This window comes from Streptomyces sp. NPDC087844, from assembly GCF_044742785.1.
Lineage (GTDB): Bacteria > Actinomycetota > Actinomycetes > Streptomycetales > Streptomycetaceae > Streptomyces.
The window spans coordinates 92772-116206 of the sequence record NZ_JBIUVD010000016.1 but is presented as its reverse complement, the minus strand read 5'-3'; the positions used below and the strand labels follow the sequence as shown (position 1 = coordinate 116206).

Sequence of the window (23435 nt, the reverse complement as noted above, 5' to 3'; positions counted from 1 at the left end):
TGCCAGGACGGACAGAACGCGCTTACCGGGGCCTTGACGGGCACATGTGTCGCACTGTCAGAATCCGTTTGTCCACGAGTAGTTGTGAGCGAGCAGTTGCGAGCGAGTAGTCGTGCGCACATGTGAGCCCTTGACGAAAGGGAAACGCGGTGACGGTCACGCGCAGGTCTCTACTGATCGCAGGCACAGCCACTCCGGTGGCCCTGGCCGGGGCCTCGGACTCCTGGGCCGCCGAGGGGGCCGTGCCCCGGGCCCGGACCGGGACGGGAGGCCGGTCGATCCCGCTCCGGGACGGCTGGCGCTTCGCGCTCGTCGACCTGTCCGGCGTCACCGACCCCACCGGCGCGTACGCCCGGGCCGCCGAACCCGGCTACGACGACTCGCGGTGGCGGCGGATCTCCGTGCCGCACGACTGGAGCGTCGAGCTCACTCCCACCACCGACCACGGCACCAGCAGCGGCACCGGCTTCCTGCCGGGCGGCCTTGGCTGGTACCGGATCGCCTTCCCCCTGCCGCCCGCGTACGAGGGAAAGCGGATCTCCGTCGAGTTCGACGGCGTGTACATGGACTCCTCCGTGTACTGCAACGGCGAACTCGTCGGCCAACACCCCTACGGCTACACGGGTTTCGCCCTCGATCTGACCGACCTGCTGCACACGGACGGCACCACCGCCAACGTCGTCGCGGTCCAGGTCAAGAACCAACTGCCCAGCAGTCGCTGGTACTCGGGGAGCGGCATCTACCGCGAGGCGCGGCTGATCGTCACCGAGCCGGTGCACGTCCAGCGCTGGGGCACCTACGTGACGACCCCGGAGATCGACGACGACCAGGCGCTCGTACGCGTACGGACGAGTGTGGTGAACGCGTCGGGCACCGCGAGACGGGTCGAGGTGAGATCCGCGGTCGTCGACCCGGACGGCCGCACGGTGGCCCGGCGGACGAGCACGGTCGACGTCGGGGACACGAGCATCGCGGACCATCAAGTAAGCGTGCCCGAGCCGAAGTTGTGGTCCTGCGAGCGGCCGCGGCGCTACACCCTGCACACCGAACTCCGTGTCGACGGCCGGACCACCGACACCTACCGCACCCCGTTCGGTATCCGTCGCGTCGTCTTCGACGCCGACGACGGAATGACCCTGAACGGCACCCACGTCAAACTCCGCGGCGTCAACCTCCACCACGACCTCGGCGCACTCGGCTCCGCCGTCGGCGCGGACGCCGTGGAACGCCAGCTGCGAATCATGCGCGGGATGGGCGTGAACGCCCTGCGCACCTCGCACAACCCACCGGCACCCGAGGTCGTCGAGGCCTGCGACCGGCTGGGCATCGTGATGATGGTCGAGGCCTTCGACTGCTGGCGGCGCGGCAAGAACCGGTACGACTACGGCCGCTTCTTCGACGAGTGGTCCGACCGGGACATCGCGGAGATGGTCCTGGCGGCGCGCAACTCGCCCGCCGTCGTCCTGTGGTCCATAGGCAACGAGATCCCCGACTCCACCTCGACCGCAGGCCTCGCCATGGCCGACCGGCTCATCGACGACGTGCGGCGACTGGATCCGACCCGGCCGATCGTGATCGGCTCCGACAAGTACCGGAGCCTGCCCGCCGTCGGCTCGCCCGCCGACCTGATGCTCGCCAAGATCGACGGACTCGGCCTCAACTACAACACCGCCGCCTCGGTCGACGCCCTGCACGCCCGCTGTCCGCACCTGTTCCTGTTCGAGTCGGAGTCCTCGTCCGAGACCTCCACCCGGGGCGCCTACCAGGAGCCGGAGCACCTCAACACGGGCGAGAACCACACTCCCGGCCGACGTGACGCCTCCTCGTACGACAACAACCTCGCCTCCTGGACGATGAGCGGCGAGTACGGGCTCAAGAAGGACCGGGACCGGAAGTGGTTCACGGGGGAGTTCCTGTGGTCGGGCATCGACTACATCGGCGAACCCACGCCGTACGACGTGTTCCCGGTGAAGGCGTCCTTCTTCGGTGCGGTGGACACGGCCGGCTTCCCGAAGGACATGTACCACCTCTTCAAGAGCCAGTGGACCGACGAACCCATGGTCCATCTGCTCCCCATGAACTGGACGGACCACGAAGCGGGCGACACCGTGGAGGTCTGGGCCTACTCCAACGTGGACACGGTCGAGCTCTTCCTCGATGGAAAGTCGTTGGGCACAAGGAAGTTCGACGAGAAGAAGACCACCGACGGACGGACGTACCTGGAGACCACCGAGGCGACGGGCGACGACAAGACCGTCATCGGCGGGCCCTGGCCCGGGAGTTACACCAGTCCGACCGGCAGCGCGGGCAAACTGCACCTCACCTGGAAGGTGCCGTTCGCTCCCGGTGAGCTGAAGGCGGTGGCCAGGCGCGACGGCAGGACCGTGGCCACCGATGTGCTGCGCACCGCGGGTGAGCCGCACGCGCTGCGGCTCACACCGGACCGCAAGTCCGTTGCGGCGGACGGCCGTTCGCTGTGCTTCGTGACCGCGGAGGTGATCGACGCCCGTGGTGTGGTGGTGCCCGGCGCCGACCACTCCATCGCCTTCGACGTCGACGGCGGATCGCTGGCCGGCGTCGACAACGGGCGCGAGGAGAGCGCCGAGCGCTACCAGGCGAGCACCCGCACAGCCTTCCACGGCAAGGCTCTGGCGATCGTCCGCGCCGGGACCGGGGAGGGAAGGCTCAGGCTGCGGGCGCGCTCGGCGGGGCTGCGGACGGCGACCGTGACCGTGCGCGCCACCGCCGCACGGCCCCAGATCCGCACCCCCGCACCCGACGTCGCGCCGGACCCGGGGCCGGGCGCACCCGACCACCCGCGGGCGGACGCCAGTTACTCGGGCCGTCCGGACACCCTGCCCGCCGCCATGCTCGACGGAGACCCGGCCACCGGCTGGTCCAACGCGTTCTTCAAGGCGGCCACGGCCCTGCTGCCCGCCTTCGACGGCGCCCGCGAGGAGGACTGGGTGTCCGTCGGGTGGGGCCGGGCCCGGACCGCCGACCGGATCGAGCTCTCCTTCACGGTCGACGCCACGCACTCCCTGCCCGCCCGGCTGGACGTCACCTTCTGGGACGGTCACCGCTACCGGCCCGTGAAGCGCGCCGGCATCGACTGGGCCACCGCGTCCGACGCGCCGACAGCGGTCACCTTCGACCCGGTACGCGGCAGCCGGCTCCGGATCACCATGAGGAGCCGCCACCCCGGTGAGGCCCGGGGCGCTCTGCGGATCAGCTGCCTGGAGGTCCCGCCTCGCTGACCTCCCGCCCGCCGGCCCGGTCCTCGCCGAACCCATGTGCCGCCCGGTGCTCCTCGGCCGTCGGCTTCGCGACCTGGGCGCCCTCGCCGTACAGCGCGCGAGAGAGCCGGGTCCGCAGGTTCAGCGCCCGCCCGTTCGGGCCCGGCACGCCGTTCGCGTCCTCGGCCGGGCCGGGGTCGAGCGGCCGGGGCTGCTCGTGCTGCGTGAGGGTGTGCAGTTCGGCGGGGGAGAGGGGCCGGTGCAGTTCGACGTACTCGCCGTGCGGGAGCCGTTTGATCACGCCGGTCTCGCGGCCGTGCAACACCAGTTCCCTGTCCCGGCGCTGGAGACCGAGGCAGATGTGCCGGGTCGCCACGAAGACGAGTACCGGGACGGCGAACAGGGCGATCCGGACGGCCCAGGTGACCGTGTTGATCGACAGATGGAGGCGGGTGGCCACGATGTCGTTGCCGCCGCCCGCCAGCAGAATCAGATAGACGCTGATCCACGCGGCGCCGATGGACGTACGGATCGGCCGGTTGCGCGGCCGGTCCAGAAGATGGTGCTCGCGTCTGTCGCCGGTGACCCAGGACTCCAGGAACGGATAGGCGCCGATGAGGATCTGCCGCGTCGCCGAGGTCGGTCGCTCGTGGGTCTGAGGTGCCGGACTTCCGGACATGCGTGTGCCTCCCGTAGCGCGCTCACTACTGCGACGGTTCCGGGGGGCCGAGCTGTGACAGCGCGCGGCGGAATGTGACACAGGTCTCAGAGGTGTGCGGCATCGGGTGCGGGTGCACGTTTCAGCCCGGGCGCTCGGCGGCCAATATCCTGCCGAACCGTTCCGCCCCGTTATGAGTTGACCGGGATGGACACTGACTTTCCTTCAATGGGCGAATGTCGCCGAAGTGGCTCACGTGCCTTGTTGGGCGTGAGCGTCATGTGCAAGGGTGAACTTCCTCGCACATGGCCAATGGCCAGGTCTGATGCACCGTTCGGGATTTCATCGTGCCGTCGGGCCCGAAAGGCTCGCGGTCGGCGGATGCCGCGTGGTCGACGTCCCGGCCGCTTTCCGTGCGCCAAGCCCGAAAGGTACGCACCAGCCAGGAGCTCCTTCTCGGCGGTCAGAACTCCTGTGCGCCACCTCGTGCTGTGGAAGGAAACCGCTCAGTGCACACCCCCCACCCGCCTCGTCCGCCGTATCCGCCCGCCTCCGGTGCCGCCCCCGGAGAATCCGACGAGGGTCTCGCCGCCCTTCTCAGGGCGCAGCCGGAGGGCGAACTCACCCACCCCGTCGCGCTCCTGCTCGCGCGGCACTGGCAGTCGACGCACGACTACGCCGTCATCTGTCTCGCCTCCTCGGCGGACGTCGCCTCGATGGTCACCGCCGCCGCCTTCCAGCGGGTACTGGAACGTCTCCGGCGCGCCGGGTCCGCCGCCGCCCTGCGCCCCCAGCTCCTGGTGGCCGTACGGGACATCATCGAGGTGTGGGCCGCGGAGGACCGTATATCCGAGGCCCTTCCGGATCTCCGTAAACCGGCCGGTGGTCGCGGTATGCGCGTGACGAAGTCCATGACACCGGAAAATCGCAAGCTCGCGGAACGTTCTTTCCAGGCTCTCCCGGGACTCGCGCAGTGCGTGCTCTGGCACACCGAGGTCGAGGCCGAGCACATATCCGTACCGGCCGGTCTGCTGGGCATGGATGTCGACAACGCGTCGGCGGCGCTTGAGCAGGCCCGCGAGAAATTCCGCGAAGGCTGTGTACGGGCCCATCGTGAACTCGCGCCGAACAAGGATTGCCGCCACTACAACCGTCTCCTGGATGTTCCGATTCGGCGTGGTGGCGCCTTGCTCCCCGATGTGCAGCACCATCTGCTGGCGTGCCGGTTCTGCCGTTACGCGGCCGAACAACTGAGCCATTTCGAGGGTGGCCTCGGCGGACTGCTCGCCGAAGGCGTGCTCGGCTGGGGTGCTCGTCGATATCTCGAATCGCGGCCGAACAGCGGGCTTTCGGCGGTCCGGGCCGGCCGGCACACCGGCAGACGCCCTGTCAGCGGGCGTCGCCCCCGGGTGCTGTTCCAGCTCTCCACCAGGCAGGGGCGGCACTCCTCCCCGGGCCCGCGGTACTCGAAGGCACTCCTCACCGGAGCGGGCCTGGTCTCGGTGGCCCTGCTCGCGACCGTCCTGGTCACGAGTCTGTGGTCGCAGGACGACGACGGTGCCGATCCGTCGGCCACCGCCGGCGCGTCCGCCGGGCTCACCCCGGGCGGGCAGGCACCGCCCGCCAGGTCGTCGTCACCGCCCGGCTCGGCGGGCCTTCCCACCGGGCCCATCCGGACCCGGCTGCGCAACCTGGCCGCCGACCTCTGCCTCGACATCAAGGGCGACAGGGCGAGAGCCGGCGCGGGCGCCGAACTGGACACGTGCTCGGCCGTCGGAACACAGAAGTGGTCGTACGAGAAGGACGGCCTCCTGCGCAGCGCCGCCGACCCCGAGCTGTGCCTGGACTCCCATGTCGACGCCGGCGTGGTCGTCCTGGGCAGCTGCGCAGCGGCGTCCGCCAAGAGGGGGGACGACGTGCGGTACGACCTCACCGTGCGGGGCGAACTGCTGCCCCGTTGGCAGGCGGAGCTGGCCGTCGCTCCCGCCGCGGACGAGGTCGAGGCGGATGTCGTGGTGAAGATCCGTGACCGCGGCGACGACCAGCGCTGGCTCACCGACGGCACCAGGGCGACGCCCGAGTCGCTGTCGATAGCGGGAACGGACGCGCCGTCCGGCGAGCCCTCGGCTGATCCGTCCGCCGCCGACACGCGGATCGGCTCGAACGCCGGGTCCGGGCCCGAGTGCACCGAGCCGACGTGCGATGCCGTGCCGCGTGTCTCGGAACCGAAGGAACCGAAGGAACCGGGGGAACAGGGCGAACCCGGTGAACCGGCGGGGTCGAACCCCTCCGCGTCGAGTCCCTATACGGAGCGCCGGGCCACCACGGTCGATGACTCCGGGCCGCCGCCCGCCGAACCGCTACCTTCGCACCTGCTGCTGGTGAGGTCGGTCAGCGGCCTCGGTCTGTGACCGGCACGTTCGTCGCAGAGTCGGTGGCGGAGTTCGGCTGGGCGGGCGACCGGCTGGGCGGGCGGGCGGGCGGGTGTTCAGTCGGTCTCCTCCTCCAGGTCGTCGGCGCCGAGGTCGCACGGGCCGGCGTGTCCCGACAGAGCGAGAGTGAGGTCGAGTTCGGCCAGCAGACAGCGGATGACGTGCTCGACGCCGGCCTGGCCGTCGAGGCCGAGCCCGTAGGCGTACGGGCGCCCGACGAGCACGGCCTCGGCGCCCAGCGCCAATGCCTTGAAGATGTCGTCGCCCGTGCGGATCCCGCTGTCGAAGAGGACGGTCAGCCGGTCCCCGGCGGCTTCGACCACCCTCGGCAGCGCGTCGGCGGCGGCCACGGCACCGGCCACCTGACGTCCGCCGTGGTTGGAGACGACCACGCCGTCCATCCCGGCGTTGACGGCCCGTCGGGCGTCGTCGGGGTGGAGGACGCCCTTCAGGACGATGGGGCCGTCCCAGGTGTCCCGCAGGAACTCCAGGTCGGGCCAGGTCTTCGCGGGATCCGCGAACATCCCGACGAAGTGCATGACGGCCGCGTCCGGGTCCTCGTGCACGGGCTTTGCCAGACCTGCCTGGAACGCCGGGTCGGAGAAGTAGTTGGCGGTGCCCACGCCGTGCAGGAACGGCAGGTAGGCCTGGTCCAGGTCGCGGGGCCGCCAGGCCAGCAGCGGCGTGTCCAGCGTGACGAACAGCGCGGTGAACCCGCAGGCCTTCGCCCGGTCCAGGAAACTCTTCGTGACCTCGCGGTCCTTCGCCCAGTACAGCTGGAACCAGCGTTCACCGTCGCCCATCGCCTCCGCGACCTGCTCCATCGGCGTGCTGGAGGCGGACGACAGGATGAACGGAACCCCCTGTGCTGCGGCGGCCCGGGCCGCCGCCGGCTCGGCGTCCGGATGCATGATCGACAGGACGCCGACCGGCGCGAGGGCGAGGGGCGCGGGCAGCCGGCGGCCCAGTACCTCGACGGACAGGTCGCGTTCGTGGACGTCCCGCAGCATGCGCGGCACGATCCGGCGGCGCTCCAGCGCGGCCCGGTTGGCCCGTGCCGTACTGCCGTTGCCCGCGCTGCCCGCCACATAACCCACCGGGCCGGGCCCCAGCCGCTGTTCGGTGAGCTCCTCCAGCCGGGTCAGATCGGTGGGCAGCCGCGGCACCGCTCCTGTCATCCCGTTCAGATAGATCTCGTACTGGAAGTCCGCCCAGTGCTTCGTCATCCGTACGCTCCGCCTCTCGCCCTGGATCCGGTGGCCGGGACCGTGCCGTTCCCGCCCGCGGCCCCGCGACGATCCTGACGAGCGGGGCAAGATCCGTCCAGCACGAGGACACGCCTGACGCGGGGTCGGGCGGCCGGAGTCCGGACCCGCTCGGCGCGTCCCGGGCCCGCCGGCAGCACGCCCCCGCTGCTCAGGAACTCGCGAAGCCGCCGCACCCCGGTGGGCGGGACGCCACCGACCCGGTGGCCGGGGTCCGTCGCCGACGGCAGGCTCACTCAGGGAACGACACTCGTACGGACACCAGGCGGCCCGTCGGGTCCAGGTCCGCCGTGACCGGGAACCAGCCGTCGCCCTGGCCGGTCATCGCGCACAGCACCTGTGCGCCGCCGACCCGTACGGTGCCGGACTCCAGCGGGGAGGCGCGGACCGCTCGCATGATCTGCCAGTGGTGGGAGTGCGGGCGCAAGTCCACCATCAGGCGCCTTCGGGGGTCCGCGTCCTTCCAGTCGAAGAGCGCGGTGGCCAGGCGCATCGCGTCCGGCACCGGCAGTCCCGTCCAGCCCTTCACGCCCTTCTCACCGGGCTCACCCAGATCGGGAGCCGTGAACTCGGTGGCGGCGTCGGCCTCGGCGGCGCCCCAGAACGCGACGTCGGCCAGCCCGTCGACGGGGTCGTCGTGCCGCCAGGCGCTCAGCGCGTCGGCGTCGCCGAAGAGCAGACGGGCCCAGTCGACGCGGATCTCCCCGAGTTCCACGGACTTGACGGCGGGGGAGGGGCCGACGGTGACCACGATGCCGCTGTCCGTCGCCAGGACCGGCAGCGGACGGTCCCGGGGTACGCCGCCGAGCGCCACGACCGGCACCCCGTGCATCAGGAAACAGCCTCCGCCGCGCTCCGCGCACTGTCGTACCCGCTCCCGGTGCGGCACCCGTTCGGCGCGGGCTTCCAGTGCGGCGTCGAGGCACTGCTCCCGGCAGTGCGCGCCGAAGAGCTCGACCAGCTGCGCGACCCCGGACGCCGGGATGTCGTGGAGCGTCCGGCCGAGCTGCCGGCCGAAGGAGTGGGCCGCGGTGTCGGCGTCGGGGCCGGTGATCAGGAAGTCGGTCGCCGCGCTCACATCGGCGGCGACCGCCGGATCCCGGACACCGAACGCTCCCGGGTCCACCAGCGCCGGTGAACCCTCCCCGCTCCACATGCCCAGATGACCGCCGTCGACGATCACCAACTCACCGGACGGACAGGTGATCTCGCCCAGTCCGTAGATCTCTCCCATGGCGGGGCAGTCTACGAAGGCCGCGTTCCCGGGCAGCCCCTGCCGCGGGAGCTGTCCGGATTTCGCTGTCAGGGGTCGTCGGAACCCGCACGGAGTCACCCCTCGAAAGCAGCCACGGCAGACCGCTGACCATCGTCGTCGGAAGCCGTCGGGAGCCGTCAGGAGCCGTCGGCCGTCAGCGGTCGGCCGCCATCGGACCCCGGTTCGCCCCGGCCCCGTGATCGGCCTCGGCCCCTGGTCCCGTGATCGGCGGCACCGGTACGTCCACGGTACGGACCAGCCGCGCGCCCTTCGGCCCGTACGCCGCTCTCGGCTCGGGGAAGAACCACAGCAGGCCCAGGAACAGGACAGCCGCGACGGCCAGTGAGATCGGCAGGCCGATGTCGACCCCGCCGGCCAGATCGCCGAGCGGTCCCACGAACTGGCCGGGGATGTTCGTGAAGAGGACACCGAGCAGCGCGGAGACCCACCAGGCGGTCATGCCGCGCCAGTTCCAGCCGTGCGTGAACCAGTAACGGCCGCCGCGCTGGCGTCGGTTGAAGACCTGGAGCGCGTCGGGGTCGTACCAGCCGCGACGGGTGAGGAAGCCCAGCATCATCACGACCATCCACGGCGTCGTACAGGTGATGATCATCGTGGCGAACGTCGAGATGCTCTGGACGAGGTCGAAGCCGAAGCGGCCCACGAAGATGAACGCGATGGACAGCACACCCACCAGCACCGTCGCCTGCACCCGCGAGAGCCGCGGGAACACGGAGGAGAAGTCGAGCCCCGTGCCGTACAGCGCGGTCGTGCCCGTCGCCATGCCGCCGATCAGCGCGAGCAGGCACACCGGCAGGAAGAACCAGCCGGGCGAGATGGCCAGCAGCCCCCCGACGAAGTTCGGGGCCTCGGGGTCGACGTACTCCGGGGCCTTCGTCGCGATGATGCTCGCGGTCGCGAGACCGAAGACGAACGGCAGCAGGGTCGCGATCTGCGACAGGAAGGCGGCCCCGACCACCCGGCGCCGCGGGGTGTTCGCCGGGATGTAGCGCGACCAGTCGCCGAGGAACGCGCCGAAGGACACCGGGTTCGACAGCACGATCAGCGCGGAGCCGATGAACGACGGCCAGAACAGATCCCGCGTCGCCGCGTCCGCCGACGCCGTGAAGATTCCCGTGTACGACGGGTCGAAGTCCCCGGCGAAGGCCGCCAGGCCGAGCAGGAACAGCACGGTCGCCGAGACCACCGCGATCTTGTTGACGAACAGCATGAAGCGGAACCCGTACACGCACACCGCGAGGACCAGGACGGCGAACAGCGCGTAGGCGACGACGTACGACAGGTCGCCGCGCTCCAGGCCGAAGAGCCGGTGCGCACCGCCGACCAGGGCGTCCCCGGAGCTCCACACCGAGATCGAGAAGAACGCGATCGCCGTGAGCAGGGACAGGAACGAGCCGACGACCCGGCCGTGCACGCCGAGGTGGGCGGAGGAGGAGACGGCGTTGTTCGTGCCGTTGACCGGTCCGAAGACCGCCATCGGGCACAGGATCAGCGCGCCGGCGAGCACTCCGAGGAGTGTCGCCGCGAGTCCCTGCCAGAAGGAGAGCCCGAAGAGGATGGGGAAGGCGCCGAGGACGCAGGTGGAGAAGGTGTTGGCCCCGCCGAAGGCGAGCCGGAAGAGGTCGAGCGGACTCGCGCTGCGGTCCGCGTCGGGGATCCGCTCGACACCGTACGGCTCGACCTCGGTGAGCGAGGGCGGTGACGCCACGGAGGAGGCGGGCGAGTCGGAGGAGGCGAGGGCGTTCTGGGACAAGGAGGGGCTCCAGCGAAGGACCGGCCCTGGCGGGCTGGGCGGGGGAGCGCGTGGTGACGCGGCTGACGGGACGGCGTGTCGCTGTGCGAGGGTGCGCGCAGCGCGGGGAAGCCGTCCCCTGGTGCGGTGGTCTGCCGAAGCTATGGCGCGGACCGAGGGCCGCACCAGTGGATGAACCATCCATCTTTACGGCCCGTGGTGGAGGATTACGCCACCTGGGGGCAGCGCCCGGCCCGTCGGGACACGCGTGCACGGGGCGGGCTCGCGGGACCCCCGCATCCGGGAGGCGGCGGCCTCCCGGTCGGCGGCTCAGCCTCGGCGGAATGTTTCAGGCCTATTGCTGAGCAGGGGATATCCGGCCAGCGGGTACCTGCCGTGACCTGGCGCCCGCTCAGTCCCAAGGGAGACGCGTTCGATTTCCGTCACTTCACGCCACTGATTCAATACGCAAGGTTACTGAAACGCGTGGGGTCGACGTGTGTTTCCGCCGCGGAATCGGCAGACTCGCGCTCGCCGCACCGGCCGAACCGAGTCGGTGCGGCGATCGACCGAGCGGAAGGATGCACACAATGCCGAACACCGCGCGCTGGGCAGCGACGATCACCCTGACGGCCACCGCCGTCTGCGGTCCCCTGGCCGGGACCGCCCTCGCCACCCCTTCGCCGCACGCGCTCTACGCCCCCTCGTCCCTGGTGTTCACCACGGGCCACGGGGAGATCGCGGCCGAAGCCACACCTGAACGCGCGGTCACCCTGAACTGTGCGCCGACGGCCTCGGGGACCCACCCGGACGCGGTCTCCGCCTGCGCCGAACTGCGCGCGGTGGGCGGGGACTTCGATGCCCTGCCGACCCGATCCGACGTCCTGTGCACCCGTGAGTACGACCCCGTCGTCGTCACGGTCGACGGCGTCTGGCAGGGCAAGCGGATCTCCTACGAGCGCACCTTCTCCAACGAGTGCGTGAAGAACTCCTACGGGACGACCGTCTTCACGTACTGAAAGGGCCGGGGTCGCGCGGTCCTCCGAGTGCGTCGACGGAGGCCCGCGGATGCGGATGGGGAGTGCGAGTCCCGTCGCGGAGTGCCGCGTGACCTCGCAACAGGGGCCGGCGGAGAGACGGAGTGGGGCCGTCTCTCCGCCGGCCCTGGTGTGTCCGGCTTCATCGACGCCATCGGGTTCATCGGCTGTATCGCGGGCGGTGGCGCTGCGGGGTCCGACCTCGCGATGTCCGGAGTCGTGGAGGGCCGCCTACTCGGCGTCCGGGGCCCGGCCGGCCCGGATCGTCGTCCTCCCGCGGCGCGGTGGGCACCCCTTCTGGGCCATCGCCGCGGTCCTGGCCCGCTGCGCACCGGCGGGAGACCGGAGCGGATGTGTACCGAACTGGCTGGACGCGAGCGGGAGTTGAGTCGTCGGAGCCTGACCCGGCCGCGGGGCTCGGGCGCGCTCCACGCCCATCTCGAACGGCTCGGGAAGACGGTTCGGCAGATCTCCTCAGTCTTCGGGAGTCGGTGGAGGAGGTGCGGGAGGGAGATGTGCCAGGGGCGGGAAGCGGCCCAGGAGGCCGCAGGCGCGTAACAGGCGGTGGATGTGGGGCTGGTCGGAGACCAGGCGGAGGGCGCCGCCGCGCTCTCCGGCCCGGCGCTCGGCCCGGCACAGCGCCCGCAGCCCCGAGCAGTCGAAGAACTCGACCTCCCGGAGGTCCACCACGACCTGGGGCGCCGCGCCCGAGGTCAGGGCGTCCAGGTGCTCACTCAGGGTGCCGGCCGTCGCCATGTCGATCTCGCCCAGCACCTCGACGACGGCGAAGCCGGGTCCCGGGTAACTGTGCGCATACGGATTCGCCGGAGGCGGCCGGAACTCCGCCGTGCTCCCGGGCCCGGGTTCCGCCGCGCCTGCGAGCCCGGGGCCCTCGGTGCCGCCCTCGGGCGGTCCGGCGGCATGATCATTGGGTTGGGGTGGCATGTCGGCTCCCCCTCGTACAGGGGCGGGCGTATTCGATCTCGGTTGTTACCCGTACCGCGCCGGAACCGTCCATACCGCGCTCCGCGCAAGATCTAGTTCACTCGACCTAGTGAACTTCGGCTATAGCCGTTGACTTTTGGTCTTTATGTTTGCCCAACGCGCCCTGTTCATGGGTGTGTTGCCGACGTACAGTCGCCGTGCTGCCCCAGTCCCTGGCCGCACCACGCACTTCGTACGACTGCCCGGCCAAGGAGGGTTGGTGGTGGGAACGCCGGTACGCGCTTCCTCTGACGGGCCCGCGCTGCTCACCGAGCACGGGCTCATGGAACCGGTTCGGGAGATGGAGTTCACGGCCCATTTCGCGCGCCAGGACGGGGAGTTCGCCGCCCAGGCGGCTGCCGTGGCGGTGACGCAGGTCATCGATGCCCCGGTGTCGTTCGTCTCCCCGGTCCTCGACGCGGGCTGCTCCGCGAGCAGATGCCTGCTGGCGCGCAGCGCCGCCGACGCCTGCCGGATCGTCCTCACGGCTGATCCCTCGGGCATCACCGTCGCGGCCACCGACGACGTGGCGGTCCCGCTGGACGCCGGCGACCCGGCCGGCGCCAAGAACCTGCCGCTGCTCGCCGTCGTCGACGGACTGAACGTGCACCACGGCCCCGACGGGCATGTCTGGGTCGTGTGGAAGGGGTCGTGGCGGCGGACCGGCCCGCCCCCGGGCGACCCCGTACAGCCTTGATCCACCGGCCCCGGGGCGGACTCGTACAGCCTTAATGCATATGATGCGCAAGTGCGTGACTACTGCATAAGAACGGCGACCCCCGACGACGTCGACGGCGCCCGCTCCGTGATGCTCGACACCGTGTACCGGGACTTCGGCACAGGGTACGTACCTCGCTGGCACCGGGACATCATCGACCTCCACGGCGCCTACGTGGCGCCCGTCCGCCACACCCTGCTGGTCGCCGTCGACCGACGGGACGGAACGGTGGCCGCGACCGCCGCCCTCGACTCCCGCGGCCCGGCCCACCCGCCGAACCCGCGCCACGTGGCCGAGCGCTACCCCAGTGGCGAGACCGCCCAGCTGCGCCGGGTGTACGTCCGCCCCGAGGACCGCAGACAGGGTCTGGCCCGGCTACTCGTCGCGGGGCTGCTCGACTTCGCGGCGGCCGACGGCGGCTATCGCTCCGCCTATCTGCACACCGACCCGTCGGTGCCCGGAGCCGAGGCGTTCTGGCGTTCGCTGGGCAAGGCGGTCCACGACGAACGCGAGGAACCCGGCGGCGGCCAGGGAATCGTCCACTTCGAAGTCCCCCTGCCCTGATTCGAAGTCCTCCCGCCCTGACGACGCGGCCCCGTTCGCACCAGGCACCCCGCACCGAATGAAAGTGACCATGCTCCTTCTGCCACGCCGTCGCAGGTTCGTCGCCGGACTACTGCTCGCCCCCCTGCTCACCGGCTGCTTCTCCGCCGGCGGCGGTGACGGGTCCTCCGACAGTGCGGCGGGCGCCCGGCTCAAGGTCGCGCTCGCCTTCCCGCCCGCCGAGAACTTCTCCCCGTACGGCGCCGACGCCACCCTCCTCAGCAGGCTCGGCGTCACCGAAGGTCTGACCCGCCTCGACGCCAACGGCGTCGCCGCCCCCGCCCTCGCCGAGTCGTGGACCCGCGAGAACGACCGCGGCTGGCTGTTCACCCTGAGGGACGCCGCCTTCCAGGACGGTACCGAGGTCACCCCGAAGGCCGTCGCCGCGGCCCTCACCCGCGCCGCGGGCGCCGACCCCGTGACCGCCGCCCTCTCCGGCGTCGAACTGACCGCCGAGGACGCGGGCGGCGGCCGGGTGCGCGTCAGCACCGCCGACCCCGACCCGGCCCTGCCACTGCGCCTGTCCAGCCCCGGCCTGGTGATCCTCTCGGCGAAGGCGTACGCGAAGAAGGACGCCGTCAGCCCCGTGGGCACCGCCACGGGCCCCTTCGAACTCACCGGGACCACCGGCACCACCGCGGCCACCCTCGACCGCTTCGACGACTACTGGGGCGGCCGTGCCCAGGCGTCGGGCGTCGACGCGAAGTTCATAGCCGACGGCACCGCCCGGACGAACGCCCTGCGCACCGGCGAGGCCGACATCGCTGAGGCCGTACCCGTCTCGCAGGCGGCCTCCCTCGACAGGGCGACCCGCCGCGAGACCGCCACCACCCGCACCACCAGCCTGCTGCTCAACACCGGGTCGGGTGCCTTCGAGGACGCGAGGACGCGGGCCGCCGCCCGCGAGGCGATCGACACCTCCGCCCTCGCCAAGGGCGTCTACGAAGGACACGCCGACTCCGGCGTCGGCGTCTACGGGCCCGCCCTCACCTGGGCGGCCGACAAGCGCGTCGAGCCGGCCGGCCGGGCCGCGGCGGGTGCCGCCACCGGGAAGACGGTCACCGTGGCCACGTACGACAACCGGCCCGAGCTGCCCGAGGTCGCCCAGGTGCTGAAGCAGCAGCTGGAGAAGGCCGGCTTCACGGTGAAGCTGGAGGTGCGCGAGTACTCGCGGCTGGAGAGCGACGCGCTGGCCGGGAAGTTCGACGCGTTCGTGTCCGCCCGCAACACCATGCTCGACACCGGCGACCCGGTCTCCATCCTGGCCAGCGACTACACCTGCGAGGGCAGCTACAACCTGGCTCTCCTGTGCGACAAGACGGTCGACAAGACCGTCTCCTCGGCCGAGTCGATCAGCGACACCGCGAAGCGGCAGGACGCGGCGATGACCGCCGAGGCGGCGATCCTCGGCACGGACGCCGTCGTGCCGCTTGTCCACCAGCGGATCATCACGGGCGTCGGCGCCGAGGTCAGCGGTGTGCTCCTCGACCCGTACGAGCGCGGCCTCGTCGGCGTCGGCACCCGGCGCTGACGGGCGGCGCCGCACGTGCTCAAAGCCGCCGTACGGACTTCCCGACGGGCCGCCCTTCGCGGTGGGGCGCCGGTGCTGCTCTGGCGCGCCGTCCTCGTCGCCGCCCTGCTGTGCGGCGTAGGACTGCTGCCGTGGCTCTCGCGCACGGACCCGGCGCTCACCGTGCTCAGGGCGCGGTCCGCCGAGCGCACCGCGACCCCCGAGGTACTGGACGCGATCCGCGCACAACTCGGCCTGGACACCGGGCCGGTGCGGTTGCTCGGCGACTGGCTCGGCGGACTGCTGCACGGTGACGCGGGCCGGTCGTGGATCTCCGGCGCGGAGGTCATGCCGTCGGTCCTCCAGGCGCTCGGGGCCTCGCTGCTGCTGATGGGCGGGGCACTGATCGTCGCGGCGGTCACGGCGGCCGGAGCGTGCGCGCGGACCCTGCGGCTCGGGGCCGGCCGACGGCTCGACGAACGGCGCTCCGCGGGCACCGGGTCGGCGTTCCTTGCCACCCTGCCCGACTTCCTGACCGCCTCGGTGCTCGCCTCCGTCGTCGGCGTGCAGCTCGGCTGGCTGCCCGCCCTCGGGTGGTACGGCCCCCAGTGGATGGTGCTGCCCGCCCTCTCGCTCGGCCTGCCCGCGGGCGCGCTGCTCGGGCGGATGCTCGACGACCTGCTGCCGGGCGCGTTCGCCGAACCGTGGGCGCTGGCCGCCGCCGCGCGCGGAGTCCGCGGCCGGACCGTCGCACGGCAGGCGCTCCGCCGCTGCGTGCCCGGCCTGCTGCCGAACCTGGGGCTCTTCGTCGTCGGGCTGACCGGCGGCGCGGTGGCCGTGGAACAGATCTTCGACATCCCGGGGCTCGGCCGGCTCTCCCTCCAGGCCGCGGTGGCCCAGGACCTGCCCGTCCTCCAGGCCGGCACCCTGGCCCTCGTCGTGCTGGCGGCGGCGGTCGGCGGCCTCGCCCGCCTCACCGCACGCCTCATGATCGGCCCGGCCCTGCGCGACGGCGCGCTGCCCTCACTGCACCGCCCGACACCGTCACGCCCCACGACACCGCCCCTGCTGTACGGGGGACTGCTGCTCGCCGTCGTGGTACTGGGCCTTGCCCGCGACCCCCTTGAGCTGGACACCACGGCCCGGCTCCGCTCCCCGTCCTGGGCGCATCCCTTCGGCACGGACGCCTTGGGGCGCGACGTGCTGGCCCGGGTCGGCCACGGAGCACTGGACACGCTGGCACTGGCCGCCGCCGTCAGCGCCGCCGCGCTGCTGCTGGGCGTTCTGCTGGGGCTGCTGCCGAGGTTCTCCGGGCCGCTTGCCGACACGGTCAACGCCGTACCGCCGGTCCTCGCCGCGCTCCTGGTCACCGCGGTCGCGGGCAGCGGCCCCGCCACCCCGGCCCTCGCGGTGACCGCGGTCGCCTGGGCGCCCCTGGCAGCCCACACCTCGGCGCTGCTGCGGCAGGAACGGGCCACCACCCACCTCGCGGCGACCCGGGGCCTGGGCGCGAGTCCGCTGCAGTTGCTCCGCCACGAACTCCTCCCGGCGGTTTTGCCCCCGGTCCTGCGCCATGCCCTGCTCCGCCTGCCCGGGGTGGCCCTGTCCCTCGCGGCCCTGGGCTTCCTGGGCCTCGGAGCGCAGCCGCCGTCCCCGGAATGGGGCCTGCTCCTGTCCGAGAACCAGCCGTACGCGGAACGGGCGCCGTGGGCGTCACTGGCACCGGCCGCGGCACTCGCTCTCCTGGGGGCGGTCGCGGTGACGGCCGGCGGCGGGGTCAGATGGCCCCGGCTCCCGCGCGGACGCGCACGGCGGCGACATGCCTGAACCAGGAACACCCCTCAGGCGAACACTCCTGAGGCGAACACCCCTCAGGCAGAGACTCCTCAGGCAAAGACCCCGCACCTCCCTCCGCACCTTCACGTCCCTCTCCCCGCTGCTGCGCCTGCTCGTCCTCACCCAGCTCGCCTTCAACGTCGGCTTCTTCGCGGTGCTGCCCTTCCTCGCCGAACACCTGGGCACCGCGATCGGCATGGCGGGCTGGCTGGTCGGGCTGGTCCTCGGGCTGCGGACCTTCAGCCAGCAGGGGCTCTTCGTGGTGGGCGGCGCGCTGGCGGACCGGTACGGGGTGCGTCCGGTGGTGCTCGCCGGCTGTGCCGTGCGCATCGCGGGCTTCGGCTGGCTCGGGTACGCGGAAGCCACCTGGGCGGTCATCGGGGCCGTCCTGCTGATCGGTTTCGCCGCCGCGCTCTTCTCCCCCGCGGTCGAGTCGGAGGTGGCCCGGCAGGCGGTGTGCCGGGAGGAGGCGGGGGAGGGCCCGCGGACACACGTACTGGCGCTGTTCACCGTGGCAGGGCAGGCCGGTGCTTTCATCGGCCCGTTCATCGGGGCCCTGCTCCTGGCCGTGGACTTCCGCACGGTCTGCCTCGCCGGGGCGGCGGTCTTCGTGCTCGTCCTGGCGGGCCACGCGTGGCTGCTGCCGCAGCGCATCCCCGGCAGGGCACGGATCCGTACCGGCGGCGGACTCCGCCGCCTGGCGCGCAACCGCCGCTTCCTGGCTCTGTGCTGCGCGTACGGCGCCTATCTGCTCGCCTACAACCAGCTGTACCAACTGCTGCCCGTGGAGGTGGAGCGCGCGGCGGGCTCGCAGGCGCCGCTGGCCTGGCTGTTCGCGCTCTCCGCACTGCTGGTCGTGACGGCCCAGCTGCCCGTCACGCGCTGGGCGGGCGACCGCCTGGACCTGCGCCGGTCCATGACGGCGGGGCTGCTGCTGATCTCAGCGGGGTTCGCGGTCGTGGCGGCGGCCCGCCCCGCCGCCTGGACGGGAACGGTGGGGCTCCTGCCCGTGGCCGGCTACGTGGTCCTGCTCACCCTGGGCCAGATGCTGGTCGCCCCCGCGGCCCGGGCCTGGGTCCCCGACCTGGCCGAGAACGGCAGGCTGGGCCTCTACACGGGAGCCCTCTCGTCGATCTCCGGCCTGATGGTCCTACTGGGCAGCGCAGCCACGGGCACCCTCCTGGACACGGACCTCCCCCCGGCCGTCCCCTGGCTGGCCCTAGCGGCAATCCCGGCAACGGCGATAGCGCTACTGCCACGCCCCCCAGACACAAAAGCAGGCCCGCAGCCCCACCCTTAAGGGGCGCGGAGAACTACGCACCCAGCCCTCACGCCACGACAGCCAACAACACACCCCTAGGGCAGCAGCCCTGCTTTCGAGGGGCGCGGGGAACTGCGCACCCAGCCCTCAGGCGGCCGCAGAAGGAAGCACACCTCTAGGGCAGCGGCCCTGCTTTTGAGGGGCGCGGGGAACTGCGCACCCAGCCCTCAGGCGGCCGCAGAAGGAAGCACACCCGAGGGGAGGACCGGCCAACAAAGAGAGGCCGCCGTCTCCCTGAAGACGGCGACCCCTCGGCCTTGCGGCGACGCGCACGCGTCACATGTGAACGACCGGCGCCGCGTCAGGATCCTGCTCCGGAACCCCGGGGCGGAACAGCAGGAACGTGATCAGCGCACCCGCCGCGAAGAACCCGGCCGACCACCAGAACGCGGTGGTGTAGCTCTCGATCGAGGACTGGGCCCGCACCAGCGGATCGGCCGCGTTCTTACCGACCAGGTAGCTGGTCGCGGCGCTCGCGGCGAGCGTGTTCAGGAGCGCGGTACCGATGGAACCGCCCACCTGCTGCATGGTGTTGACCGTGGCCGAGGCCACACCCGCGTCCTGTGCCGCGACCCCGCTCGTGGCCAGAGCCATCGCGGGCGGCATCACGATGCCGAGCCCCGCACCCATCAGCAGCAGCGGCGGCAGTACGGCGGTCGAGAAGGCGGAGTCGACGTCGATGCCGGCCAGCCAGGCCATGGCGACCGTGGCGAGCGCGAAGCCGGCCGGGATGACGGTCTTCGGGCCGATCCGCGGCACCAGGATCGTGGTGGACACCTGGGCCATGACCATCAGGGCGGCCATCATCGGCAGGAAGGCCACACCGGTCTTCGTCGGGCTGAAGCCCAGGTTCAGCTGCAGGTAGTAGGTGAGGAAGAGGAAGACACCGAACATGCCCGCACCGGTCACCAGGACGGCGATGAAGGAGGCCGCGCGGGTACGGTCCAGCAGGACGCGCATCGGCAGCAGCGGGTGCGCGGAACGGGTCTGCCACCAGCCGAACACCGCGAGCAGCACACCGCCCGCCACCAGGAAGCCCCAGGTCTGGGGAGAACCCCAGTCGTGGGTCTCGGCGTTGGAGAAGCCGAAGACCACGGAGAAGAGTCCGGCGGAGACCAGCAGCGCGCCGGGCAGGTCCAGCTTGGAGTTCGCGGCGTCACGGTGGTTGTTCAGCAGGATCCAGCCGCCCACGAAGGCGGCGATGGCGAAGACGACGTTGACGTACAGCGTCCAGCGCCAGTCCAGCGCGTCGGTCAGCACACCGCCGAGCAGCAGCCCGAGCGCGCCACCGGCACCGGCGATCGCGCCGTACACGCTGAACGCCTTGGCGCGTTCCTTGGCGTCGGTGAAGGTCGTGTTCAGCAGGGAGAGGGCGGCGGGTGCGAGCAGGGCGCCGAAGACACCCTGGAGGGCGCGCGCGACGACCAGCATCCCGAAGCTGTTGGCGGCGCCGCCGAGCACGGAGGCTCCGGCGAATCCCGCGACACCGATGAGGAAGGCGGGCTTGCGCCCGAAGAGGTCGGCTATCCGGCCGCCCAGCAGCAGCAGTGAGGCGAAGGCCAGCGCGTACGCCGTGATGATCCACTGCCGGTTGCCGTCGGTGAACCCGAGGTCGGTCTGCGCCGACGGCAGCGCGATGTTCACGATGGTGGCGTCCAGCACCACCATCAGCTGCGCGATACCGATGATCGCGAGGATCCACCACCGGTTCGCCGGGCGCGCCGCGCCAGGTGCGTCCGGTGCGCCCTTGCGGGCGTCCTCGGACAGGGTCTGTGTCTTGGACATGGCAGCACTCCAGGGAAAGTTCACTCGGCACGGGGAGTACGTAAACGAAACTGTTTCGTACTCTTCGAGGCTAGACCACTTTCATCGAAACGACAAAGTTTCGCTAGCGAGACGGACGTCACACGCGCGGCGGTCGAGCCCACGGCCGGCCCCGGGTCCGGACGCCCGGCCCCGGGTCCTACCGCATCTGCCGCCGCACCAGCTCGTGCAGCCGGCCGCCCGTGTCCGCGAGCAGCTGTGCGGGCGTGCCCTGCTGCGCGATCCGGCCGTCCTCCATCACGATGACGCGGTCCGCGTCCATGACGGTGGACAGCCGGTGCGCGATCACCACGCGGGTCGCGTTGAGCGCGCGGGTGCTCTCGATGACCGTGCGCTGGGTCGCGTTGTCGAGCGCGCTGGTCGCCTCGTCGAAGAAGAGGATGCGGGGGCGCCGGATCAGCGCCTGGGCGATCATCAGCCGCTGGCGCTGGCCGCCGGAGACCGCGCCGCTGCCGGAGACGATCGTGTGCAGACCCATCGGCATGCGCCTGATGTCGTCGGCGAGCCCCGCCATCTCCGCCGCTGCCATCGCCTCCTCGGGCGTGCAGGGCTCCGTACCGCAGATGACGTCCAGGATCGAGCCGGTGAACGGCTGCGCGTGCTGGAGTACGACACCGCACTGGCGGCGGACGGCCGACTGGTCGAGAGCGGCCAGGTCCTGGCCGTCGTACAGCACACTGCCCGCGACCGGCTTGTCGAAGCCGATGAGCAGCCGCAGCAGCGTGGACTTGCCGCAGCCGCTCGGGCCGACGACCGCCACGAACTCGCCGGGGCGGATCGCGAACGACAGGTCGTCCAGGACCAGCGGCCCGTCGTCGGTGTACCGGAACGACAGCTTCTTCGCCTCGATGGCCCCGGACAGCTCGGCGGGGCGCGTGCTCGCCACCCGGACCTCCGGCTCCGCGTCCAGCACCGGCTTGAGCTCCTCGAACATCGGCAGCGCGGCCACCATCGACACGAAGGAACCCGTCAGCTGGGTGACCGAGGTCAGCAGCATGGTCATCGAGGTGTTGAAGGTGAGGAAGGCGGCGGCCGACAGGGTTCCGCGCGCCGGTCCCGCCAGCAGCATGAACATGATGAGCGAGCAGAGCGGCAGGTACACCGCGCCCAGCACGGTCGTCAGGTTCTTGATCCGGCCCACCCGCTGCTGGAGCTCACGGCTGCGCGCGAACTCGCCCGCCCAGGCCGCGTACGCGTAGTTCTCCGCCGCCGCGATCCGCAGCTTCGGCAGGCCGCGCAGGGTCTGGAAGGCCTGGTTGTTCAGCTTGTTGCTCAGCACGATCAGCCGGCGCTGCCAGCGCACCTGCCACAGACCGAGCCCGAGGAACACCCCGGCGATCACCACGAGCATGCCGATCGCGGCGAGCGCCATCGGGACGCTGAACCAGAACAGCAGCGCGAGGTTCATCGCGCCGACCGTGACCGACTGGACCACCACCGGGCCCAGGCCCGCCATCATGCGGCGGACGGCGCTGATGCCCATGGCGGCACTGGCCAGTTCACCGGTGGAGCGCGAGGTGAAGAACTTCGTGGGCAGCCGCAGCAGCCGGTCCCACACGGCCGGCTGGAGCGTGGCCTCGATCCGGCCCTCAAGGCGCAGCATGGTGAGGTTCTGCATCAGCATGAACACCGCCGACACCACACTGGCGATCATGATGGCCAGACAGACCTGGACGATCAGGCTCTCCTGGGCCTTCGGCACGAACTCGCCCAGCACCTTGCCCGTCGCGACCGGCACCAGCGCGCCCAGCGCCACCGTCACCAGACCGCTCAGCGCGAGATTGCGCATGTCCCCGCCGGTGCCCCGGAGGCTGAACCGCAACAGCCGCAGGGGCGTCAGCCCCCGGTCGGGCAGCGGCCGGTAGAACATCACCGCTCGCGGCTCGAACTCCGCCGCGTTCGCCTTCTCCACCGGCGTCTCCCGGCCGCTCGACGGATGCACCGCCACATAGCCGCCGCGCCGCCACAGCAGAGCGGTCGGCGCGCCCGAGGCGACCCGGTGCCCGACGAGCGGGCCGACGTTGTCGCGCCACCAGCGCCCGTCGAGACGCACGGCACGCGCCCGGACCCGGGAGGCGAGCGCGATCCGCTCCACCGGGTCGAGACGGTCGCTCTCCGAGCCGCCCTTCGCGGGGTCGGCGAGGGTGATCCCGGCCGCGCGGGCGACCAGCCCGCACGCCGCGTACGTGGCATCGGCGTCGGCCGCGCCGGGACCCTGGCCCGAGCGCTTGGAGATCGAGGCGAGCAGCGTGCGGTCGGCCCGCGCGCGGACCGCCTCGCCCGCCTTGATGCCGGCGGCCGTCCGGGTCTCGTGGGTGCGCTCCAGTTGTTCGATCCAGCGGTCGAGCGTGGCCAGCAGCCGGTACTGCTGGTCGACCATCGTCTGCCACATCGCCGGGTCGACCAGCAGGTCCGCCGCGGCCTCGGCGCCGTACAGGGAGCCGTACCGCACACTCCCCGGCGGTACCTGCGTCCACAGGATGTCGTCGTCGGTGAGGGCCGCGCCCCGCTCGGTGGCGAGCGGCGCCTCGAAGAGGATGGCGAGGCCCCGGCCGACACCGAGGGAGAGGGCGTACTCCAGGGGGCTGGTCGACGGGGGTACGTACTGGGGGGTGCCGTACGCGTCGTACGTCCAGGTCTCGGTCTGCGGCGGCCGGTGCAGCTCGCGCAGCTCGATACGGCGCAGGACGCACTCGCGCAGCGGCCGGCCGACGAGCGTGTGCTGGGGTCCGGCGACCGGGCCGAGCAGCAGCGAGCCGGCTTCGAGGCGGCCGAGGTGGTGCCAGTGGCCCTGCTGGGCCGCGTCCACGGCGAACAGGTCCATGGCCCCGGCCGCCACGAGCCACAGGACGTGCGGCCCTTCGAGGTCGAGGCGGGTGAGGCCCGAGCCGTCGACAGGGGTTCCCATGCCACCGAGCGAGGCGAGTACGTAATCGCCCTCGGTCGTGGGTTGTCGGTACTGCTCGTGCGGTTGCCGGGGCTGGTACTCGTTCTGCGGGTACG

The 23435-nt window shown here is 71.7% G+C and carries 14 protein-coding genes and 1 pseudogene; 8 read left to right on the top strand and 7 right to left on the bottom strand.

Features of this window, described 5'->3' with window-relative positions; genetic code table 11:
• Positions 1-149: 149 nt before the first annotated feature.
• Positions 150-3257: a glycoside hydrolase family 2 TIM barrel-domain containing protein gene (locus tag ACIOKD_RS27980; protein WP_402089478.1), complete on the top strand. Its 3108-nt coding sequence runs from the start codon at positions 150-152 to the stop codon at positions 3255-3257.
• Here the strand turns inward: ACIOKD_RS27980 and ACIOKD_RS27975 are convergent.
• A pseudogene (locus tag ACIOKD_RS27975) lies at positions 3229-3852 on the bottom strand (ubiquinol-cytochrome c reductase cytochrome b subunit); the annotation flags it as partial. The gene ACIOKD_RS27980 and the pseudogene ACIOKD_RS27975 overlap by 29 nt on opposite strands.
• A 551-nt stretch (positions 3853-4403) precedes the next feature.
• Here ACIOKD_RS27975 and ACIOKD_RS27970 point away from each other — a divergent pair.
• Positions 4404-6305 carry an RICIN domain-containing protein gene (locus ACIOKD_RS27970; protein ID WP_402089476.1) on the top strand — a complete coding sequence of 634 codons (1902 nt, stop codon included), beginning with the start codon at positions 4404-4406 and terminating at the stop codon, positions 6303-6305.
• Positions 6306-6382: 77 nt separating this feature from the next.
• On the opposite strand, the gene ACIOKD_RS27965 is transcribed toward ACIOKD_RS27970, so the two are convergent.
• The 3 genes from ACIOKD_RS27965 to ACIOKD_RS27955 form a co-directional block, all read right to left on the bottom strand.
• On the bottom strand, positions 6383-7552 hold the full coding sequence (locus ACIOKD_RS27965; protein ID WP_402089474.1) for a lactate 2-monooxygenase: 1170 nt from the start codon (positions 7550-7552) through the stop codon (positions 6383-6385).
• 271 nt (positions 7553-7823) lie between these two features.
• On the bottom strand, positions 7824-8825 hold the full coding sequence (locus ACIOKD_RS27960; protein ID WP_402089472.1) for a hypothetical protein: 1002 nt from the start codon (positions 8823-8825) through the stop codon (positions 7824-7826).
• Between the two features lie 175 nt (positions 8826-9000).
• Positions 9001-10620 carry a purine-cytosine permease family protein gene (locus ACIOKD_RS27955; protein ID WP_402089470.1) on the bottom strand — a complete coding sequence of 540 codons (1620 nt, stop codon included), beginning with the start codon at positions 10618-10620 and terminating at the stop codon, positions 9001-9003.
• 569 nt (positions 10621-11189) lie between these two features.
• On the opposite strand from ACIOKD_RS27955, the gene ACIOKD_RS27950 reads away from it, so the two are divergent.
• A complete protein-coding gene (locus ACIOKD_RS27950; protein WP_402089468.1) occupies positions 11190-11618 on the top strand; it encodes a protease inhibitor in 429 nt (142 codons plus the stop codon).
• A 492-nt stretch (positions 11619-12110) separates the two neighbouring features.
• On the opposite strand, the gene ACIOKD_RS27945 is transcribed toward ACIOKD_RS27950, so the two are convergent.
• Positions 12111-12581: an STAS domain-containing protein gene (locus tag ACIOKD_RS27945; protein ID WP_402089466.1), complete on the bottom strand. Its 471-nt coding sequence runs from the start codon at positions 12579-12581 to the stop codon at positions 12111-12113.
• Positions 12582-12840: 259 nt separating this feature from the next.
• Between ACIOKD_RS27945 and ACIOKD_RS27940 the strand changes: the two genes are divergently transcribed.
• The 5 genes from ACIOKD_RS27940 to ACIOKD_RS27920 all read left to right on the top strand — a co-directional run bounded on the left by ACIOKD_RS27940 (position 12841) and on the right by ACIOKD_RS27920 (position 18587).
• Complete coding sequence (locus ACIOKD_RS27940; protein ID WP_402089464.1) at positions 12841-13317, top strand: hypothetical protein; 477 nt, start codon at positions 12841-12843, stop codon at positions 13315-13317.
• Positions 13318-13368: 51 nt separating this feature from the next.
• Positions 13369-13902: a GNAT family N-acetyltransferase gene (locus tag ACIOKD_RS27935; RefSeq protein WP_402089462.1), complete on the top strand. Its 534-nt coding sequence runs from the start codon at positions 13369-13371 to the stop codon at positions 13900-13902.
• A gap of 70 nt (positions 13903-13972) precedes the next feature.
• Positions 13973-15472 (top strand): ABC transporter substrate-binding protein, encoded by a 1500-nt coding sequence (locus ACIOKD_RS27930; RefSeq protein WP_402089460.1) that lies wholly within the window; start codon positions 13973-13975, stop codon positions 15470-15472.
• A 72-nt stretch (positions 15473-15544) separates the two neighbouring features.
• The gene (locus ACIOKD_RS27925) at positions 15545-17278 is read left to right on the top strand and encodes an ABC transporter permease subunit (RefSeq protein ID WP_402089458.1); all 1734 of its coding nucleotides are present in this window, start codon (positions 15545-15547) and stop codon (positions 17276-17278) included.
• On the top strand, positions 17271-18587 hold the full coding sequence (locus ACIOKD_RS27920; protein ID WP_402089456.1) for an MDR family MFS transporter: 1317 nt from the start codon (positions 17271-17273) through the stop codon (positions 18585-18587). Before ACIOKD_RS27925 ends, ACIOKD_RS27920 begins: the two co-directional genes overlap by 8 nt.
• A gap of 297 nt (positions 18588-18884) precedes the next feature.
• On the opposite strand, the gene ACIOKD_RS27915 is transcribed toward ACIOKD_RS27920, so the two are convergent.
• A complete protein-coding gene (locus ACIOKD_RS27915) occupies positions 18885-20393 on the bottom strand; it encodes an MFS transporter (protein ID WP_402089454.1) in 1509 nt (502 codons plus the stop codon).
• Positions 20394-20571: 178 nt separating this feature from the next.
• Positions 20572-23340, bottom strand: a complete 2769-nt coding sequence (locus tag ACIOKD_RS27910) for an NHLP bacteriocin export ABC transporter permease/ATPase subunit (protein ID WP_402089674.1) — start codon at positions 23338-23340, stop codon at positions 20572-20574.
• Positions 23341-23435: the final 95 nt, after the last annotated feature.

Excerpts from the sequence above, each read along its gene's own strand:
- ACIOKD_RS27915 (WP_402089454.1), bottom strand. The coding sequence starts at position 20,393 with ATGTCCAAGACACAGACCCTGTCCGAGGACGCCCGCAAGGGCGCACCG.
- ACIOKD_RS27965 (WP_402089474.1), bottom strand. The coding sequence starts at position 7,552 with ATGACGAAGCACTGGGCGGACTTCCAGTACGAGATCTATCTGAACGGG.
- ACIOKD_RS27930 (WP_402089460.1), top strand. The coding sequence starts at position 13,973 with ATGCTCCTTCTGCCACGCCGTCGCAGGTTCGTCGCCGGACTACTGCTC.
- ACIOKD_RS27920 (WP_402089456.1), top strand. The coding sequence starts at position 17,271 with ATGCCTGAACCAGGAACACCCCTCAGGCGAACACTCCTGAGGCGAACA.
- ACIOKD_RS27960 (WP_402089472.1), bottom strand. The coding sequence starts at position 8,825 with ATGGGAGAGATCTACGGACTGGGCGAGATCACCTGTCCGTCCGGTGAG.
- ACIOKD_RS27945 (WP_402089466.1), bottom strand. The coding sequence starts at position 12,581 with ATGCCACCCCAACCCAATGATCATGCCGCCGGACCGCCCGAGGGCGGC.
- ACIOKD_RS27950 (WP_402089468.1), top strand. The coding sequence starts at position 11,190 with ATGCCGAACACCGCGCGCTGGGCAGCGACGATCACCCTGACGGCCACC.
- ACIOKD_RS27910 (WP_402089674.1), bottom strand. The coding sequence starts at position 23,340 with ATGGGAACCCCTGTCGACGGCTCGGGCCTCACCCGCCTCGACCTCGAA.